Here is a 17,909-nt window from a genome sequence, read left to right on the forward strand (position 1 = left end):
TATCCTTATGAAACCTTTATGATAACGGTTTTGTCTGCTTCCAAATAATAGGGGCGCGTAGTGTCCATGATTGCACGAATTCCTTCCCGCTCGCTCAAGACCGGATTGGCCATCGCCGCCCTGGCCGTCGCCCTTGCCGGCTGCACGGGGGACAAGTGGGGCTTCCCCTATAAAGCCGGCGTCCAGCAAGGCAACTGGATCACCCAGGAACAGGTCGCGCTGCTGCAACCGGGCATGACGCGCGAGCAGGTGCGCTTCGCCCTGGGCAGCCCCACCCTGACCAGCGTGCTGCACGCCAACCGCTGGGACTACCCCTACTACTACAAGCCCGGCTACGGCGATGCCCAGGAACGCAAGTTCACGGTCTGGTTCGAGAACGACCGGCTGACCCGCTGGGAAGGCGACAAGCAGCCAGACCTGCAACCCTACCAGCTGAACACCCCCAGCGCCACGGCCGACGAAAAGGCCGACAAGCGCCTGAGCGAGGACGAGGCCCGCCTCAAGCAGGAAGAAGAGCAGAAAAAGCGCGACGCCGCCGCCCCCACCAGCCCGATGAACCAGTACCCCGGCCAGCCTGGCAACGCCCCCGAGCCGCTGCGCTAACCCCAAGGATTTTCTTCATGCGTATTGCTATCGCCGGCGCCAGCGGCCGTATGGGCCAGATGCTGATCGACGCCGTCCTGAAGGCCGACGGCCTGCAACTCGCGGTCGCGCTCGACCGCCAGGGCTCGCCCTCGCTGGGCCAGGACGCGGGCGCGCCGCTGGGCCAGCAGACCGGCGTCGCCATCACCGACGACCTGGCCGCGCTGGCCAACGCCGACTGCCTGATCGACTTCACCCGCCCCGAAGGCACGCTGGAACACCTGCAGGCCTGCGCCAAACTGGGCGTGAAGGCCGTCATCGGCACCACCGGCTTCGACGACAACGGCCGCGCCGCCATCGAAGTGGCCGCGCAGAAAACCGCCATCGTGTTCGCGCCCAACATGAGCGTGGGCGTCAATGCCACGCTCAAGCTGCTGGACATGGCCGCCCGCATCCTGAATTCGGGCTATGACGTCGAAGTGTTCGAAGCGCATCATCGCAACAAGGTCGACGCGCCCTCGGGCACCGCGCTCAAGATGGGCGAGACCATCGCCTCGGCCTGGGATGTCGCCCTGCCCGACGTGGCCACCTGGAGCCGCCACGGCGACACCGGCGTGCGCAAGCCCGGCACCATCGGCTTCTCGGTGCTGCGCGGCGGCGATATCGTCGGCGATCACACCGTGTCGTTCTGCGGCATCGGCGAACGCATCGAGATCACGCACCGCTCGGCCAGCCGCGCCACCTACGCCGAAGGCGCCTTGCGCGCTGCCCGCTTCCTGGAAGGCAAGCACAACGGCCTGTACGACATGCAGGCGGTGCTGGGACTCTGATCCCGCCGCGCCCACAAAAAAGGATCCGCGAGGGTCCTTTTTCATGGGGCATCCGTTCACACCACCACGGGCTCCGGCTCCAGCGCCACGCCGTAGCGCTCGGCGACCGCGTCCTGAATGGCGCGCGCCAGCGCCAGGATGTCGGCGGCGGTGGCGCCCCCCCGGTTCACCAGCACCAGCGCCTGCCGGTCGTGCACGCCGGCCGCACCCAGGCCGCGGCCCTTCCAGCCGCACTGGTCGATCAGCCAGCCGGCCGCCAGCTTGTAGCCGCCGTCCGGCTGCGGGTACGACACCAGCCCGGGATAGCGGGCGACAAGCGCCTCGCGCTGCGCCGCGGACACAATGGGATTCTTGAAAAAGCTGCCGGCGTTGCCGGTGACCGACGGATCCGGCAGCTTGGCGCGCCGGATCTCGCAGACCGCCTCGAAAATGGCGCGCGCCGACGGCTCGCCCGCCAACCCGGGATGGCGCTGCAGGTCCGGATACGACAGCACCGGCCGCCACGGCCGCGGCAGGCGCAAGCGCACCGCCACGATCACCCAGCGTCCGGGCGGCTGATGCTTGAAGACGCTGTCGCGATAGGCGAAGCGGCAATCGGCCGCGCTCATCTCGACATACCTGCCGGCCTGCACGTCCCAGGCGGTCAGGCTGTCGAAGCGGTCGGCCAGCTCGACGCCGTAGGCGCCGATGTTCTGCACCGGCGCCGCGCCGACCGTGCCCGGGATCAACGCCAGGTTTTCCAGGCCGTCCCACCCCTGCTTCACGCATTCGGCGACAAAGCCATGCCAGGTCTCGCCGGCGGCCGCCTCCACCCGCCACGCATCGGCCTCGGCCCGCAAGAGACGCACGCCGCGCAGCGCCACGTGCGCCACCAGGCCCGGCACGGTCTCGGGCAGCACCACATTGCTGCCGCCGCCCAGCACCAGCAGCCGGTCGTGCCGCGCGGCCAGGGCCGACAGCGCCGGCAATTGCGCCACATCGTCGAGCGTCACGCAGGCCTGCGCCGTGGACGCCAGGCCCAGGGTGTTCAGGGCGGAAAGATCGCGCGTCGCGGGGGTCAAGGCAGGCGTGGTGGCAGAGGAATTTGACATGGATACTACCGAGTGTGCTATATTTTCTGTCTTCGCTCATATTACTTGATTGAGCTTGGCAGCCAGGTTCCACGTAGTGCAACATTGGTCACGCGAAGTTCAGCGCGATCCGCCTGCCCCGGCAACCAGCCTGCGGCAAGCACGATCGAAAAAAATCATGTAGAATGCGCGCCTTCTGATCGATAACCAAGTTGGTCAGGCAACCGCGAAAGTGGTTGGCAATAAGAAATGGTTTGCACTGGCACTGCGTAGAATTTTCACCAAGCCAGGGATTGCGGACCCATGCGGGAGTAGCTCAGTTGGTAGAGCGCAACCTTGCCAAGGTTGAGGTCGCGAGTTCGAGACTCGTCTCCCGCTCCAGATTTTATGGGCAGTGCCTTCACACTGCGCATGTTGCAAGAAAGGGCCTGCGGGCCCTTTTTTCATTTCCGCGGCGACAATAACGCACACGACAACCGGAAATGGCCTGCATGACGACACCTCCGCGAACGGCTGCACGGGACGATATCTGCGAAATCTGCGCCAGATACGGCATGCAAGGCATGGCGCCGGAAGAGATGGTCGCGGTCGCCCTGCATACGCTGGGCACCATGCCGATTCACGGCACGCGCATCGCATTGCCGCGCGATGGCACCGTCAGCTGGTTCATCCACGGCGGCGAACACTCGGACGCCGACGACTTCTATCAAGCCGTCCACACCGCGCACCTGGCGACACTGCTGCCCCGGGTCGTCGACTACCTGCGCCTGCCGCCAGGCGCGAAGTTCATCATCGACGACCAGGGCTACGAAGACGTGTGGATGGACGCCTGAGAGGCCTGCCCGCCTTGGCAGGCGCCTCGCGCAGCGTCTAGACGACGACCTCGACCAGCGCGTCAGCCGCGTCCGCGAAATACGCCGCGATCTCCGCCTGGGTCCGCAAGCGGGCCGCCTCCAGCGCCTGCCCGCCCATCGCGGTGCCTTCCACCGAAAAGAACGTCAGCCGCTTCAGGCCGATGGTGGCCAGCGCCACCTTCAGGTAGGGCGTCAGGAAATCCGGCTGGCGCGCCTCGCTCCCGGAGAACAGGCCGCCCGACGACACCGCCACGAAAACAGGCTTGTCGGCCAGCACGCCGATCTTGCCTTCGCGCGTCACGGTAAACGTGCTGCGTACCCGCACCACGTGATCGATCCACACCTTCAAGGCCGACGGCACGGTGTAGTTGTGCATCGGCGTGGCGATGACGACGTAGTCGGCATCGGCCAGGGATTGGATCAAGCGGTCGGACTGGCGCAACGATCCGGCGGGATCGCCATCCGGATCAGAGGGCGATCCCAGCGCCCAGGCGTATTCGGCGTCCACATGCGGCAGCCGGTTGGCGTCGATCTCGACGAGGTCGCGGCCACGCGCGACATCGGCCCGCGCCAGGCCATCGACGATGAACTGCGACAGCCGATGGCTTTCCGATTCCGCGCCGCGCGGGCTGCAAGTCAAACGCAGGACGCTCATGCCGCTTGCTCCCCCAGCACCTTGCTGAAGCGCATCGCGCCCGTCAGCAGGCCCTGCCGGAAGTAGAAGCGCTGCGCCAGCGCGTTGGCCAGCCCGGTGTCCAGCACCAGCTTGGCGCAGCCGGCCTCGCGCGCCATGCGTTCGAGCGCCTGCAACAGGGCGGCGCCATGGCGCCCGCCGCGGCTGCGCTCGGTGACGACCAGGTCGTCGACATAGAGGAAGCGGCCGTAGATCAGGTTTTCCTGGAAGCGGTAGCCGGCCAGCGCGACGGGCGCGTCGCCCTCCCACACCGCCAGCAAGGCGTAATTGTCGGCGCGCATGCGCGCCACGCGCTCGACGAAGTCGTGCTCGTCGGCCAGGTGCGGGCGCAATTCCCGCATGACCGGAAAGCAGGCGCGCAGCGCTTCGGCGGACTCGATAGGGCGGATGTCCTGTTGACTCATGAGGATCCTGTCTTGAAAGAAACCACCCGCCGCCAGGGCGGGCACAACCATGATGCTAAGGAAGCCATGCCATAATTTGAAGGACCATAAATTGACCTTTCGACTAGGCCATGACATTCCCTTCCCTTGCCAGCCTGCCACCCGTCGCCTCCGCCGACGAACCGCTGTACCGGCAGGTCTACGAGCGCTTTCGCGGCGCGATTGCCCAGGGCACACTCAAGCCGGGCGACCGCATTCCGTCCGCGCGCGCGCTGGCCAAGGACCTGGGCGTGGCGCGCGGCACCATCGAGATGGCCTACTCGCTGCTGCACGCCGAAGGCTATGTGCAACCGCGCGGCCAGGCCGGCACCGTGGTCACCCCCGGCCTGCATGCGCAGGCCGCGCCCCGGCCGCTGCCGCCGCCCGCCAAGCCGGACCCCGACACCTGGCGCCAGCCGCCGACGCTGCTGCCGTTCCAGATGGGCCTGCCGGCGCTGGACGCCTTTCCGCGCAAGATCTGGGCACGGCTCGGCGCCCGCCACCTGCGCGCCACGCAGGCGGCAGACCTGTCCTACCCGCCCGCCGACGGCCTGCCCGCGCTGCGCACCGCGATCGCCGCGCACCTGCAGGTCGCGCGCGGCATCCACTGTACGCCGGCGCAAGTGTTCATCACGTCCGGCTATCGCGAGAGCCTGAACCTGGTGATCCAGGCGCTGCTGCAGCCCGGCGACGAAGTCTGGGTGGAAGACCCCGGCTATCCGCCGACGCGCGAGCTGTTGAAGCACTCGGGCCTGGCGCTGGCGCCGGTGGAAGTCGATGCCGAAGGCATCAGGGTGTCGCAGGGTATCGCGCAGGCGCCACAGGCGAGCGCCGCGATCGTCACGCCCGCGCACCAGAGTCCGCTGAGCGTGACGCTGTCATTGACGCGCCGCCAGGCGCTGCTGGAATGGGCCGAGCGCAACCAGCGCTGGATCGTGGAAGACGACTACGACGGCGAATACCGCTACGTCAGCCGGCCCCTGCCGGCACTCAAGAGCCTGGACCGCCATGGCCGCGTGCTGTACGCCGGCACGTTCAGCAAGGTCATGTTTCCCGGCATCCGCCTGGCCTACCTGGTGGTGCCCGAGGCCCAGGTGCGGCGCTTCGAGGACGTGAACCGGGTGCTCGGCAACGGCATTCCGGGCCTGACCCAGGCACTGGTCAGCACCTTCATGCTGGAAGGCCATTTCGCGCGGCACATCCAGCGCATGCGGCGGCTCTATTCCGAGCGCCGCGACGCCACCGCCGCGGGGCTGGCCAAGGTGTTCGGTCCCGCCATGCCGATCGATCCGCAACCCGGCGGCATGCATCTGCTGGTGCGGATGCCGGGCCACCAGACGGATCGCCCGCTGGCGCAGCGCATGGTCGAGCATGGCATCTATGCGCACGCCCTGTCGCGCTGGACGACCGCCGCGCCCTGCGGCGCAGGCCTCCTGATGAGCTTCACCAACATCGAATCGCAGGAGCGCGCCGAGCAGCTCGGCCGCCGCATCCTGGAGCTGATGTAGCGACGGCACGCGCGGCGCCATCCGGGCGCGACGCGCCGCCGCCTGCCTGGACCCCGCTTACTTCAATCCGGCCTTGTCCAGGCCGAACGCCTCGTCGGCCGAACCCGGCTCGGTGCGGAAGGCCACGTTCAGGCGGTTCCAGCCGTTGATGCCCACCACCAGGAAGGTGAGGTCCGAGATTTCCGCTTCGGACAACTGGCCGCGGACCTGCTCGTACACTGCGTCGGACACGCCGTGCGGGTGCAGCGTGGTCAACGCCTCGGTCCATTCCAGCGCGGCGCGCTCGCGCGGGCTGAACAGGGTGGACTCACGCCAGATGGCGATGTGGTGCAGGCGCAGTTCGCGCTCGCCGCCGATCTTGGCCTGCTTGATGTGCATGTCCAGGCAGAAGCCGCAACCGTTGATCTGCGAGGCGCGGATCGTCACGAGATCGTTGAATTCGCGGATGACGGCCTTCTTCTTCAGAGCGGTGCTGAAGTCGAGGTAATGCTTGGACAGTTCGGCGGAAACCTGGAAGTAATTCAGACGCTGGGTCATGTCACGGACACCTTTGTGGGAGGGGTTGCGGACGACATCGCCGCATACCCACATGGTGCCGCCAGCGGCCGCGGCGACAAAGCGCCAAGAATCGCCATTTGGCCTGGGCCATGCGGTCTGGCGCCGCGCCCGCTTGCCTCTACTTCAAATTACGGTATACTCTCGCCTCTTCGCAGTACAGCAGTATCCGCGCGGGAGTAGCTCAGTTGGTAGAGCGCAACCTTGCCAAGGTTGAGGTCGCGAGTTCGAGACTCGTCTCCCGCTCCAGCAGATGCGCCGTTTCATGAACGTCGCCGCATCGTTGGAATCATCAGCCGGATTGCTCATTGAAGCGGATCGCCAGGCATCATCGGCGCCGTTCTCTTTCACGACAGATTCTTGTCGCCCCCTCCCTCCCGTGTTGCCTTGCCGCTTTGCGTCGGGATGCCTGCACCGCCTCATGCCATGCGCCTTGCCGGCTTACGCGCACAATCTCGCGACAGACCCCGCGATGCGCCCGCGGCGCGGCGCATGGTTGCGGCCACTTTTTTACCAAGCGCCCCGGCAGACCCGCACAAGTCCTAAAAACTGTGTATAATCGCTGTCTTTGGTGGACACGGCCTCTTTCAAAAGAGACCGATGATTGAAACCAGGTTGCAATCCGGTTCATCAAACGCAGTGCCCCCGCGGGAGTAGCTCAGTTGGTAGAGCGCAACCTTGCCAAGGTTGAGGTCGCGAGTTCGAGACTCGTCTCCCGCTCCAAATACAAAAAGGAAGCACCGGCCTATACCGAGCTTCCTTTTTTCTTGCAGTACTGGCGCAATGGCAGAGTGGTTATGCAGCGGATTGCAAATCCGTGTACGTCGGTTCGATTCCGGCTTGCGCCTCCAGTATTTCTCCCCCCTGCATCTCGTTACCCATCCCTACGCCCAGTCAATCGTTTGATTGCTAAGGTGACGCCGTTTTCATTCGACGACGATCCCATGCACAGCAATCAAAAATCGCGACGCGCCCGCCCCACCCTTTTGGCATTGTCCGCCGCCACGCTGATGACGTTGGCGCCGCTGGCCGCCGAGGCCGATTCCGACCGCCATCACCGCCATGGCCACGGCCATGGCCGCGGCGAGTATAAAGAGAAGTACTGGGACGGCGCCTGTGAGGTCGAGCGCAAATGGAAGCGCAACGGCGACTATCGCGAAAAGCGCAGGTGCCGCGACGACTACCGCTACGGCTACGCGCCCCAGCCCGTGCTGGTGCCGGCCATGCCCGCGCCCGCCATCATCATCAACCCGCCCCCCATCATCATCCGCCCCTGACCATGGATCCCTCGGTGAAAGACGCCATCGCCCGCTGGCCCGACGTGCCCGCGGTGTTCGGCTGGCTGTCGCTGGATCCGCGCGGCCGCTGGCGCCTGCATCCGCAAGGACTGGCCGCCGCGGGCGGGCCGGGCGAGTCCATCACCAATACGCAGATCCAGGGTTTCATCGACCGCAATTACGAACGCGACGACGCCGGCCGCTGGTTCTTCCAGAACGGCCCGCAGCGCGTCTTCCTGCGGCTCGATGCCGCGCCGTACGTGCTGCGTCTCGATGACGCCGGCCACGCCCTGCTCACGCACACCGGCCAGGCGGTAAGCGCGATCAGCGGCTGGTGGCTGGATGACGCCGGCCAGTTGTACGCCATGGCATCGCAGGGACCCGGCGTGGTGCTGGACCGCGACCTGCCGCCCCTGATGGAACGGCTCGTCACGGAAGACGGCGCCGCCCTGCTGGACGCCATCGATCGCCTGGCGCCTGCGCAATCGCTGCGCATCGCGCTGCCGGGCGTCTACGACGCGGCGCCGCTGTGCCTGATCGATCGCGCTCTGGTGCCGGGCACCCTGGGTTTCCAGGCCAATCCCACCGCCTGATCCGGCGCGTTCGCGCAACGCGGCGCGCCGGCGGCAAGCCGGACGCGTCAGAACATGCCGTTGCTGTTGGCGGACTGCTCGGGAATCGGCTGCACCGCGTCCCAGTGCTCGACGATCTTGCCTTGTTCAAGCCGGAAGATGTCGACGATGGCGTTGCCGCGCGAGCCCGGTTCGCGCACCGCGTGCACATGCAGGATCACATAGTCGCCATCGGTGAAGACGCGCTTGATCTCGCTTTTCGATTGCGGATACTTGTCGCGCAGGAACGCGACGAATTTGCGGAATCCCTCCGGTCCGTCAGCGGCATTGGGGTTGTGCTGGATGTAGTGGTCGCCCAGGTATTTCACGGCGGCGTCCGCGTCCTTCTGGTTCAGGCCCTTCTCGTAGAAAGCCAGCACGGCCGCCTTGTTGGCGGCCTCCTGTTCGGGCGAGGCCTGGACCGCGGGCGACAGGGCCGCGGCAAGCAGGGCAACGCCGAGAATGCGCGTGATGAACGACATGGGATCTCCAGAAAAGCCGAGGCGGCCGGCCCATTCTAGGTGCCGGCCGCCTCGGGGACGACGTCCAATTCAGTAGACAGTTTGATGCGCCAGGCGATCAGCCGCGACGGCTCTTGATCAGCGCGAACTTGCCGTCGCCCAGCAGCGCCAGCACCGCGGCCGCCACGGCCAGGAACACCGGGTATTCCCAGCCGCCGCCCGGGTTGCTGAAGCCCCAGCCGTTGCCGAAGTGCACGGTGGACGCGACGAACAGCTGCACCGCGGCGACCGCGGCGATCCAGCGCGGGAACACGCCCAGGATCAGCAGCGCGCCGGCGCCGATCTCGAAGAAGGTCACCGGATACGCCAGCCAGCTCGCGAAGCCGATCTTGGCGAAGAACTGCGCGGTGCCCGGCAGGGTGAACACCAGCAGCTTGGTCAGGCCGTGGGCCAGGAACATCACGCCCAGCGCGATGCGGAGCAGGAGCGCGGCATAAGGCGCGGTACGGGTATCGGTCATTGCATTCTCCGTGAGCGAATCGCCCAGGACGGGAAGATTCTTCATGGCCGCTATTCTTGCGATTCCAAAAACAAAGATAAACATGCAAAATCGCAACTTATTGTTCCCCGTTAGGTAACAATCATGGACACCCACACCGCCATGCAGACCTTTGCCCGGGTCGTGGAACTGGGCTCGTTCGCGGCCGCCGCGGACAAGATGGGCCAGGCGCGTTCCGTGGTCACGCGCCAGATCGCGTACCTGGAAGAAAAGTACGGCGTGCGGCTGCTGAACCGCACCACCCGCAAGCTCAGCATGACCGACGCCGGCCGCGCCTTCTACGAGCGGGTGCGGCCGATCCTGGCCGAAGTGGCCGACCTGGAGCTGTCGCTGCAGGCCGAGGGCCAGGCGCCCAGCGGACGCCTGCGCGTCAGCGCGCCCGTGTCGTTCGGCATCCTGCACCTGGGGCCGGCCATCGCCGAATACCTGCTGCGCTATCCCGACGTCATCATCGACCTGGACCTGAATGACCGCGTGGTCGACCTGGTCGAGGACGGCTACGACGTCGCGGTGCGCATCGGCCCGCTGCAGGATTCGTCGCTGGTGGCGCGGCCGCTGGCGCCGCAGCAGTTACTGGTGTGCGCCGCGCCCGCCTACCTGGCACGCCATGGCGTGCCACAGACGCCGGACGACCTGAAACAGCACCGCTGCCTGCATTACGCCTACGCCAGCACCGGCAATGAATGGCATTTCGAGAAGGACGGGGTCACCCATCTGGTGCGGGTCAACGCCGCCCTGCGCGCCAACAATGGCGATGTCCTGCGCACCGCCGCGCTGGCCGGGCATGGCGTGATCCTGCAGCCGGAATTCCTGGTGGGCGAGGACGTGCGCGCCGGCCGCCTGACCGCCCTGTTGCAGGACTACGCCCACACGCCGATTTCCATGTACGCCGCCTATCCGCACCGGCGCTTCCTCTCGCCCAAGGTGCGTTCCTTCGTCGAACACCTGGAAGAACGCTTCGGCAGCCGCGCGCCGATGGCGCCGGCGCGGCGCGCCAGCCGTCGCCGCAGCCGTTAGAATCGTAGCCATGACCGCCAAATCGCCCCTCGAATACTTCCCCGCGCCGCGCCGTGCGAACTTCTGCAGCCAATGCGGCTCGCCCGTGAACCGCCGGGTGCCCGAGGGCGACAACCGCGAACGCGACATCTGCGACCACTGCGGCGCGATCCACTACCAGAACCCGCGCCTGGTGGTGGGCACGGTGCCGGTGCTGGACAACCGCGTGCTGCTGTGCCGGCGCGCGATCGAACCGCGCTACAACACCTGGACGCTGCCGGCCGGCTTCATGGAGCTGGGCGAGAGCACCGCGCAGGGCGCCGGCCGCGAGACGCTGGAGGAATCCGGCGCGCGCATCCGGCTGGGCGAGATCTACACCATCATCGACGTGCCGCAGATCGAGCAGGTGCACGTGTTCTACCTGGCCGAGGTGCTGGGCCCCGAGCTGGATCCCGGCCCGGAAAGCCTGGAAGCCCGCTTCTACGACGAGGCCGACATTCCCTGGGACGACCTGGCGTTCCGCACCGTGGCGACCACGCTGCAACGCTATTTCGAGGACCGCAAGCGCGGCACATTCGGCCCTCACCACTACACCCTAGAATCGCACCGTTGAAGCTGCCCTGGCTTGCCGCCGACACGCCGTTTCCGCCGGCGGAATTCGCCCTGACGGATCCGGACGGCCTGCTGGCGGCCGGCGCCGACCTGTCCACGCCGCGCCTGATCCAGGCTTACTCGAACGGCATCTTTCCCTGGTATTCCGAGGGCGAGCCGATCCTGTGGTGGAGCCCGGATCCGCGCATGGTGCTGGCCTGTCGCGACTTCGCGCCCTCGCACTCGCTGCGCAAGCTGCTGCGCCAGATCGCCAGCCACGAACACGAGGCCGCGCCGCGCATCGAGGTGCGGGTCGACACCGCCTTCGCCACGGTGATGGCGCACTGCGCCGCGCCGCGCGACGGCCAGCCGGGCACCTGGATCACCGCCGCCATGCGGCAGGCCTACCTCGCCTGGCACCAGGCCGGCTACGTCCACAGCATCGAAACCTGGATCGACGGCGAACTGGCCGGCGGCCTGTATGGCATCAACCTGGGCCGCATGTTCTTCGGTGAATCGATGTTCACGCTCGTGCCCAACGCCTCCAAGATCGCGCTGGCCTACCTGGTGCGCTACGTCAGCGCACAGGGCGTGCAGTGGATCGACTGCCAGCAGCAGACCCGCCATCTCGCCAGCCTGGGCGCGCGGCCGGTGCCGCGCTCGCGCTTCCTGGAACACGTGCGCGCGGCCGCCGTGCAGCCGCCGCTGGCCTGGGCGTCCGGACGACTGGACAGCACGGGTCGGCTGCTGCCCCTGCCGCCTGCCGACCCGGCCTGACGGCCGCCCCGTCCCCTGGCGCCGCGTTCCGTCCCCGCCCACATCACAAGCCGGGTTAAGCGTTAATATGTACTCGTCCCCGTCACGGACTTGGCGCCGGACACCGGGATCCACATGAGCCAGCTCAAAGAATTACCTTTCTCCACGCTGCAGTTCTACGCGACCGCTCCCTACCCTTGCAGCTATCTGCCGGGACGCCAGGCACGGTCGCAGGTCGCCGCGCCCGGCCATCTGATCAACGCCGGCACCTACTCGCAACTGGTCGAGCAGGGTTTCCGCCGCAGCGGCCTGTTCACCTACCGCCCGCACTGCGACAGCTGCCATGCCTGTGTGCCGGTGCGGGTTGACACCGCCAGCTTCGCGCCCAACCGCAGCCAGCGCCGCGCCTGGCGCGACCATCGCAACCTGCAGTCGTTCGTGGCCGAGCTGGCCTGGTCGCCCGAGCACTACCGGCTCTATACCCGCTACCAGCAGGGCCGCCATCCCGGCGGCGGCATGGACGAGGACAGCCGCACGCAATACGCGCAGTTCCTGCTGACCAGCCGCGTCAACACCCGCCTGGTCGAATTCCGCGACCCCGCGGGCGTGCTGATGATGGTCTCGATCATCGACGTGCTGGACGACGGCCTGTCGTCCGTCTACACCTTCTACGATCCCGACGTGCCGGGCAGCCTGGGCACCTACAGCATCCTCTGGCAGATCGAGCAGTGCCGCACGCTCAACCTGCCTTGGCTCTACCTGGGCTACTGGATCGCCGACAGCCAGAAAATGTCGTACAAGGCCAGCTTCCATCCGGCCCAGTACCTGATCGACGGCGCCTGGGGCGAACCGCCCGCGCCCGCCACGCCGCCCGGCCCGGCCGCCTGATCCGCGCGACCGCAGCCCGCAAGGCCGGCCAAAGACGCTTTACAATCCCGCTCCATGTCGATCCTCTTCCACGCCTATCCCCTGGCCCGCCCGGCGCTGTTCGCCATGGACGCGGAAACCGCCCACGAAGTCACCCTGTCGGGACTGCAGCGGGCCTACGAATGCGGCGCCACGCGCAAGCTGCTGCACGCGCAGCCCAAGGCGCCCTGCACCCTGATGGGCATGCAGCTGGCCAACCCCATCGGGCTGGCGGCGGGACTGGACAAGAACGGCGCCTACATCGACGCGCTCGGCAATCTGGGGTTCGGTTTCGTCGAGGTCGGCACGGTGACGCCGCGGGCGCAGCCGGGCAACCCCAAGCCGCGCATGTTCCGCCTGCCGCGCGCCAACGCACTGATCAACCGCCTGGGCTTCAACAACCAGGGGCTGGACGCGTTCCTGGCCAACGTGCAGCGCAGCCAGTGGCGCAAGCAGGGCGGCATCCTCGGCCTGAACATCGGCAAGAACGCCGACACCCCGATCGAGCGCGCGGCGGACGACTACCTGATCGGCCTGGCCGGCGTGTACCCGCACGCCGACTACGTCACGGTGAACATCTCGTCGCCCAACACCAAGAATCTGCGGGCCCTGCAAGGCGGCGACGAACTGTCGGCGCTGCTGGCGCAACTGGCGGACAAGCGCCGCGCGCTGGAAGACCAGCACCAGCGCCGCGTGCCGATGGCCGTCAAGATCGCTCCCGACCTGACCACGGAACAGATCGACGCCATCGCCGACGCGCTGCCGCGCCATGGCATCGATGGCGTCATCGCCACCAATACCACGCTGTCGCGCGACGCGGTCACCGGCCTGGCGCACGCCGAGGAAGCCGGCGGCCTGTCCGGCGCGCCGGTGCATGAATTGTCGCTGGCGGTGATCCGCAGGCTGAAGGAACGCCTGGGCGACAGCCTGGCGATCATCGGCGTGGGCGGTGTGCTGTCGGGCCGCCAGGCCCAGGAAAAGATGCAGGCCGGCGCCGACGCGGTGCAGTTGTACACAGGCCTGATCTACCGCGGCCCCGCCCTGGTGGGCGAGTGCGTGCGGGCGGTGGCCCTCCGGGCCTGATCCCGCGCCCCGGCCACGCCGGGGCTTGCCAGGACGAACCTCGCGGGCGGCCATGCTGCCCGGGCGGCGCCCGCGCGCGCCCGTCATCCCGCGGAAAAAACGGGCAAAAAAAGAGGCCACCCGAAGGGTGGCCCTAATTCCAGCTCTGCTCTGTCACTCAACAGTACTACATAACTGCTATTTGCGCAGCATCGCGCGCCAAATACTTAGGCGCTGCGACGGCTGCGGCTGGCGACCTTGGTGGCGGCGTCGGCGGCATCCGTCGCTGCCTTGAAGGTCGCGTTGGCGGCGGCATTCAGGTTCGACTCGGCGACTTCGGCGGCCTGCTTGGCGGCCTTGGTCAGCGAATCGTAGGCGCTGTTGGCGGTGGCCAGCGAGGACTTGATCAGGGCGACCGCGCTTTCCGAACCCGTGGGGGCGTTCTTGGAGAACTGCTCGACGGCGTCGGTCAGTTGCTGTTGGCCTTCGGCGATTTGCTCTTCGGTCAGCTTGACCAGGTTGCCCTGCACGCCGGCGACGATGTCATACACGTGCTTGGTGTAGGCCAGGGCCTTTTCGGCGCCCGGTTGCAGCAGGCCGGAGGCGAACGCCGCGGCTTCCTGCGGGTCCTTCACTTCGGCGGCTTGCTGCGACTTCTGGGCGACTTCGTCCAGAGTGGCGCGCACGACCTTCAGGTTCAGCTCGACCAGCTTTTCGAAGCCGGCGAACACGGCCGACTGGGCGGCCACGAAAGTGTTGATGCTGGCTTTTTGACGGTCCAGGACTTGTTGCGGGATAGCGCTCATAGAATTGCTCCTTTAGGGGTAACCGGAGGCTCTCCGGCGAATAAGGATGGTGTCTGCGACGAAATAAGGAACGTGCGCGGAAACTGGTACTACAAGCTACCGCCGGCCCGTTTGATGCACTGCACAATTGACATTCTACGGGCCTAAAAAACCTTGTCAAGCAATATTGGTGCAACGCAACAACTATTTGCACATTAACAGTGCAGGCGCCGGTGCGGGGTTGATCCAGCACAAGGATTTCCCATGATTCGGGAAATACCGGACATGACGGCGTATCAATTCTTTTCTACACTGCTTGCACGCTGATGACAGACAAACACAAACGATAAGTCAGCGGTCAAAAACACATCGCAGCAAGCAAAACCCTGCAATTGGAGACTTCATGACCCTCATCCCCCGCACGCTTTCGGCCCTGCTCGCGGCCAGCGCCATGCTCGCGGCCGGCGCCGCCCACGCGGAATTCCCGGAACGCCCCATCAACATGGTGGTGCCTTTCGCCGCCGGCGGTCCGACGGACAACGTCGCGCGTTCGCTGGCTGAAGCCATGCGGCATTCGCTGGGCCAGACCGTCGTGGTCGAAAACAAGGGTGGTGCGGGCGGCACCATCGGCACCACGCAGGTGGCCCGCGCGCAACCGGACGGCTATTCCGTGCTGCTGATGCACGCCGGCTTCTCGACCGCGCCGTCGCTCTACAAGAATCCGGGGTACGACCCCTACAAGAGCTTCGAGCCGATCGGCCTGGTGGTCGACGTGCCGATGACCATCATCGCGCGCTCGGACTTCCCGCCCAACAACATCCAGGAACTGGCCGACTACGTCAAAAAGAACAAGGACAAGGTCTCGCTGGCCAACGCCGGCATCGGCGCCGCCAGCCACCTGTGCGGCACCATGCTGGTCGAGGCCCTGGGCGTGCAATTGCTGACGATCCCCTACAAGGGCACCGCGCCGGCCATGAACGACCTGCTGGGCAAGCAGGTCGACCTGCTGTGCGACCAGACCACCAACACCACGCAGCAGATCGACAGCGGCAAGGTCAAGGCCTACGCCGTCACCAGCCTGCAGCGCGTGCCCACCCTGCCCAAGCTGCCGACCATGGACGAGTCCGGCTTCAAGGGCTTCGAAGTGGGTATCTGGCACGGTATGTGGGTGCCGAAGGGCACGCCCAAGCCGGTGGTCGACAAGCTGGTCAAGAGCCTGCAGGCCGGCCTGGCGGATCCGAAGTTCCAGGAACGCATGAAGCAGCTGGGCGCCACGGTGCTGACCGCCGACGCTAACCCGCAAGCCCTGGACGCCAAGGTCAAGCAGCAGGTGCCGCAGTGGGCCGAGCTGTTCAAGAAGGCCGGCGTCGAACAGCAGTAATTCAGGGCGGGCCCCGCCAACCGGGGCCTGCGCTGCGCATCGCGGCGGGTGGACATCCTGTCCCCGGTCATGAAAAAGCCCCTCGGTTGCTGAAACCGCGGGGCTTTTTCATGGCCGGGGCGAACAGGCGTGTCAGGTGCGCATCGCCTCGGCCGCCATGCCCAGGCCGCTGAAGCCGCTGGACACCGAGGGCTCGTAACCGAGCGCCTCGGAAATGCTGGCGGCCGTGTCCACCAGGGCCTTGATCCAGTCGTCCTGCAGGCGTTCGGCCGGCGCCGAGATCGACAGGCCGGCGACCAGCTTGCCGGTGTCATCGAAAATGCCCGCGGCGATGCAGCGCACGCCCAGTTCCAGTTCCTCGTTGTCGCGCGCATAGCCGTGGCGCCGCACCAGCGCCAGCTCGCGTTCAAGGCGGTCGAGGTCGGTCAGGCTGTTGCGGGTGTGGCCGGCCAGGCCGGTGCGCAAGGCGTAGGCGCGCACCTGGCGGGCGTCGCCGGTGGACAGGAACAGCTTGCCGGTGGAGGTCAGGTGCAGGGGCGCGCGGCCGCCGATGGCCCGCACCACCTGCATGCCCGAGCGCTCGCTCCAGGCGCGGTCGATGTAGACGATTTCGTCGCCCTGCTGCACCGACAGGTTGATGGTCTGGCCCGTGAGCTTGTGCAGCGAGCGCATCGCCGAAATGGCCGCCTCGCGCACGTTCAGGCGCCCCTTGACCAGCGAGCCCAGCTCCAGCAGGCGCATGCCCAGCTGGTACAGGCCGTTGTCGACCCGTTCGACATAGCGGCCCACGACCAGGTCGTTCAGGATGCGGTGCGCGGTGGAGGCATGCAGGCCGGTGGTCGCGGACAATTCCTTGAGCGTGACGGGCTCGGGCTGCGCGGCCAGCGCATCGAGCAGGCGCATGGCGCGTTCGATGACCTGGATGGCGATGGGACTGCCCGAAGCGCCATCGGCCTCGGCGTCCAGGGCATTGCGGGTGGAAGAAGGACGGGACATAGGAAGGAAGGGCTAGCGCGGCGCCACCGAAAGAGACCAGACTTGCGGCAACGCAGCAAACAGTTCTTTCCCGTATTGTGAAATTTACCGGGCTATTTGGCAACCGTTTTTTGGTCTTCCAATCGGGGACGCTCCCCGTTTCCCTTGTACGCTTCGCCTCAGGCCGACGGCGGCGCCAGCTTGCCCCCCAGGCGCAGCACCTCGGCCCGCAGGAAGGCCAACGCCTCGGCTGCTGCCTCGGGTTCGCCCTTCACGCCCAGGTCGATATGCGGCGTGCCGCCGGCTTCGCCGACGCTCGGCAGGCTGAAGGCGCGCACGCCCGGCCAGCGGCTTTCGACGGTCTGCATGGCCGGGGTGATGCGCGATTCCGGCATGCTGAACACCAGGAAGGAATGCTCCGCGTGGCGGCGCGTATGCTGCAACGCACGATAGCGCGTATCCAGGGTCCACTCGAGCATCGGCCACGCCATGACGGGAAAGCCCGGCACGAAGGTATGGTCGCGGATGAAGAAGCCCGGAATACGGTTGTACGGATTGGGCACGATCTCGCAGCCCTCGGGGAACACGCCCATCTGCAGCCGCTGCTGGTTCTCCGGCGCGCTCATGTCGGCCGTGCCCTGCCCCTTGGCCGCCATTTCGGCGGTGCGCAGCGCGATCGCCTGCTCGGCTTCGGGATGCAGGACCAGCGGCAGGTCCAGGGCCGCCGCGGCGGCCTGGCGGGTGTGGTCGTCCGGCGTGCCGCCGATACCGCCGCAGGAAAACACCACGTCGCCGGTGGCGAAGCTGCGCCGGTAGGCGGCCACCAGCACGTCGCGGTCATCCGGCAGGAACTCCGCCCAGGCCAGTTGCATGCCGCGCGCGCCCAGCAGCTCGACGACCTTGGAAAAATGCTTGTCCTGGCGGCGGCCCGACAGGATTTCGTCGCCGACGATGATGAGGCCGATGCGGCGGGAGGCGGATTCTGCAGCCATGTCCGGTTCCAGAGTGGCGGGTTGAACGGTCGAGGGGGAAAA

21 protein-coding genes and 4 tRNA genes are annotated in these 17,909 nt (G+C 66.8%); 16 read left to right on the top strand and 9 right to left on the bottom strand.

The annotated features are described in order from the left end of the window. Positions 1–66 precede the first annotated feature (66 nt). Both I6I07_RS01215 and dapB read left to right on the top strand, forming a co-directional pair. On the top strand, positions 67–603 hold the full coding sequence (locus I6I07_RS01215) for an outer membrane protein assembly factor BamE (protein ID WP_035360029.1): 537 nt from the start codon (positions 67–69) through the stop codon (positions 601–603). A gap of 17 nt (positions 604–620) precedes the next feature. Beyond that, on the top strand, positions 621–1,412 hold the full coding sequence (gene dapB / locus I6I07_RS01220) for a 4-hydroxy-tetrahydrodipicolinate reductase (protein WP_006393211.1): 792 nt from the start codon (positions 621–623) through the stop codon (positions 1,410–1,412). Positions 1,413–1,468: 56 nt separating this feature from the next. On the opposite strand, the gene murB is transcribed toward dapB, so the two are convergent. After that, positions 1,469–2,503: a UDP-N-acetylmuramate dehydrogenase gene (murB, locus tag I6I07_RS01225; RefSeq protein ID WP_198485425.1), complete on the bottom strand. Its 1,035-nt coding sequence runs from the start codon at positions 2,501–2,503 to the stop codon at positions 1,469–1,471. A gap of 284 nt (positions 2,504–2,787) precedes the next feature. On the opposite strand from murB, the gene I6I07_RS01230 reads away from it, so the two are divergent. Further along, positions 2,788–2,863 (top strand) — tRNA-Gly (locus tag I6I07_RS01230). A 173-nt stretch (positions 2,864–3,036) separates the two neighbouring features. Further along, positions 3,037–3,315, top strand: coding sequence for a hypothetical protein (locus tag I6I07_RS01235; RefSeq protein WP_198485426.1), 279 nt, complete (start codon positions 3,037–3,039; stop codon positions 3,313–3,315). A 37-nt stretch (positions 3,316–3,352) separates the two neighbouring features. Here the strand turns inward: I6I07_RS01235 and I6I07_RS01240 are convergent, their stop codons facing one another. Further along, positions 3,353–3,991 carry an FMN-dependent NADH-azoreductase gene (locus I6I07_RS01240; protein WP_198485427.1) on the bottom strand — a complete coding sequence of 213 codons (639 nt, stop codon included), beginning with the start codon at positions 3,989–3,991 and terminating at the stop codon, positions 3,353–3,355. Further along, positions 3,988–4,434: a GNAT family N-acetyltransferase gene (locus I6I07_RS01245; RefSeq protein WP_198485428.1), complete on the bottom strand. Its 447-nt coding sequence runs from the start codon at positions 4,432–4,434 to the stop codon at positions 3,988–3,990. Before I6I07_RS01245 ends, I6I07_RS01240 begins: the two co-directional genes overlap by 4 nt. Positions 4,435–4,544: 110 nt before the next feature. Between I6I07_RS01245 and I6I07_RS01250 the strand changes: the two genes are divergently transcribed. Continuing rightward, positions 4,545–5,960: a PLP-dependent aminotransferase family protein gene (locus tag I6I07_RS01250; protein WP_198485429.1), complete on the top strand. Its 1,416-nt coding sequence runs from the start codon at positions 4,545–4,547 to the stop codon at positions 5,958–5,960. Between the two features lie 57 nt (positions 5,961–6,017). Here I6I07_RS01250 and I6I07_RS01255 read toward each other — a convergent pair whose 3' ends face one another. After that, a complete protein-coding gene (locus tag I6I07_RS01255) occupies positions 6,018–6,497 on the bottom strand; it encodes a carboxymuconolactone decarboxylase family protein (RefSeq protein ID WP_198485430.1) in 480 nt (159 codons plus the stop codon). Between the two features lie 191 nt (positions 6,498–6,688). On the opposite strand from I6I07_RS01255, the gene I6I07_RS01260 reads away from it, so the two are divergent. From I6I07_RS01260 to I6I07_RS01280, 5 genes are all read left to right on the top strand, one after another. Continuing rightward, positions 6,689–6,764, top strand: a tRNA-Gly gene (locus I6I07_RS01260). A 398-nt stretch (positions 6,765–7,162) separates the two neighbouring features. Further along, a tRNA-Gly gene (locus tag I6I07_RS01265) sits at positions 7,163–7,238 on the top strand. Positions 7,239–7,292: 54 nt separating this feature from the next. Beyond that, positions 7,293–7,366: transfer RNA gene (locus I6I07_RS01270), tRNA-Cys, on the top strand. Between the two features lie 93 nt (positions 7,367–7,459). Further along, complete coding sequence (locus tag I6I07_RS01275) at positions 7,460–7,792, top strand: hypothetical protein (protein WP_198485431.1); 333 nt, start codon at positions 7,460–7,462, stop codon at positions 7,790–7,792. Positions 7,793–7,794: 2 nt separating this feature from the next. Further along, positions 7,795–8,385, top strand: a complete 591-nt coding sequence (locus tag I6I07_RS01280; RefSeq protein WP_198485432.1) for a DUF2946 family protein — start codon at positions 7,795–7,797, stop codon at positions 8,383–8,385. A gap of 47 nt (positions 8,386–8,432) precedes the next feature. Here the strand turns inward: I6I07_RS01280 and I6I07_RS01285 are convergent, their stop codons facing one another. Continuing rightward, positions 8,433–8,885 carry a nuclear transport factor 2 family protein gene (locus I6I07_RS01285; protein WP_198485433.1) on the bottom strand — a complete coding sequence of 151 codons (453 nt, stop codon included), beginning with the start codon at positions 8,883–8,885 and terminating at the stop codon, positions 8,433–8,435. A gap of 97 nt (positions 8,886–8,982) precedes the next feature. Continuing rightward, positions 8,983–9,384 carry a DoxX family protein gene (locus I6I07_RS01290; RefSeq protein ID WP_198485434.1) on the bottom strand — a complete coding sequence of 134 codons (402 nt, stop codon included), beginning with the start codon at positions 9,382–9,384 and terminating at the stop codon, positions 8,983–8,985. A gap of 123 nt (positions 9,385–9,507) precedes the next feature. Here I6I07_RS01290 and I6I07_RS01295 point away from each other — a divergent pair, with 123 nt between their 5' ends. The 5 genes from I6I07_RS01295 to I6I07_RS01315 all read left to right on the top strand — a co-directional run bounded on the left by I6I07_RS01295 (position 9,508) and on the right by I6I07_RS01315 (position 13,755). Continuing rightward, a complete protein-coding gene (locus I6I07_RS01295; protein WP_198485435.1) occupies positions 9,508–10,440 on the top strand; it encodes a LysR family transcriptional regulator in 933 nt (310 codons plus the stop codon). Between the two features lie 10 nt (positions 10,441–10,450). After that, positions 10,451–11,032, top strand: coding sequence for an NUDIX hydrolase (locus I6I07_RS01300; protein WP_006393199.1), 582 nt, complete (start codon positions 10,451–10,453; stop codon positions 11,030–11,032). Then, positions 11,029–11,787 carry a leucyl/phenylalanyl-tRNA--protein transferase gene (aat, locus tag I6I07_RS01305; protein WP_198485436.1) on the top strand — a complete coding sequence of 253 codons (759 nt, stop codon included), beginning with the start codon at positions 11,029–11,031 and terminating at the stop codon, positions 11,785–11,787. The genes I6I07_RS01300 and aat overlap by 4 nt, the downstream gene beginning before the upstream one ends. Before the next feature lie 114 nt (positions 11,788–11,901). Continuing rightward, positions 11,902–12,654 (top strand): arginyltransferase, encoded by a 753-nt coding sequence (locus I6I07_RS01310; protein ID WP_006393197.1) that lies wholly within the window; start codon positions 11,902–11,904, stop codon positions 12,652–12,654. A gap of 54 nt (positions 12,655–12,708) precedes the next feature. Beyond that, on the top strand, positions 12,709–13,755 hold the full coding sequence (locus tag I6I07_RS01315; protein WP_198485437.1) for a quinone-dependent dihydroorotate dehydrogenase: 1,047 nt from the start codon (positions 12,709–12,711) through the stop codon (positions 13,753–13,755). A 206-nt stretch (positions 13,756–13,961) separates the two neighbouring features. Here I6I07_RS01315 and phaP read toward each other — a convergent pair whose 3' ends face one another. Beyond that, entirely contained in the window at positions 13,962–14,540 is a 579-nt protein-coding gene (gene phaP / locus I6I07_RS01320) for a TIGR01841 family phasin (RefSeq protein WP_006393195.1), read from the bottom strand. Positions 14,541–14,922: 382 nt separating this feature from the next. On the opposite strand from phaP, the gene I6I07_RS01325 reads away from it, so the two are divergent. Beyond that, positions 14,923–15,900, top strand: a complete 978-nt coding sequence (locus I6I07_RS01325) for a tripartite tricarboxylate transporter substrate binding protein BugD (protein WP_006393194.1) — start codon at positions 14,923–14,925, stop codon at positions 15,898–15,900. 132 nt (positions 15,901–16,032) lie between these two features. Here I6I07_RS01325 and I6I07_RS01330 read toward each other — a convergent pair whose 3' ends face one another. Next, positions 16,033–16,896 carry an IclR family transcriptional regulator gene (locus I6I07_RS01330; protein ID WP_198485438.1) on the bottom strand — a complete coding sequence of 288 codons (864 nt, stop codon included), beginning with the start codon at positions 16,894–16,896 and terminating at the stop codon, positions 16,033–16,035. A gap of 158 nt (positions 16,897–17,054) precedes the next feature. Further along, positions 17,055–17,867: a competence/damage-inducible protein A gene (locus tag I6I07_RS01335; protein ID WP_198485439.1), complete on the bottom strand. Its 813-nt coding sequence runs from the start codon at positions 17,865–17,867 to the stop codon at positions 17,055–17,057. Positions 17,868–17,909 lie beyond the last annotated feature (42 nt).

The sequence above is a fragment of the Achromobacter deleyi genome, from assembly GCF_016127315.1.
In the GTDB taxonomy this organism is placed as follows: Bacteria; Pseudomonadota; Gammaproteobacteria; order Burkholderiales; family Burkholderiaceae_B; genus Achromobacter; species Achromobacter insuavis_A.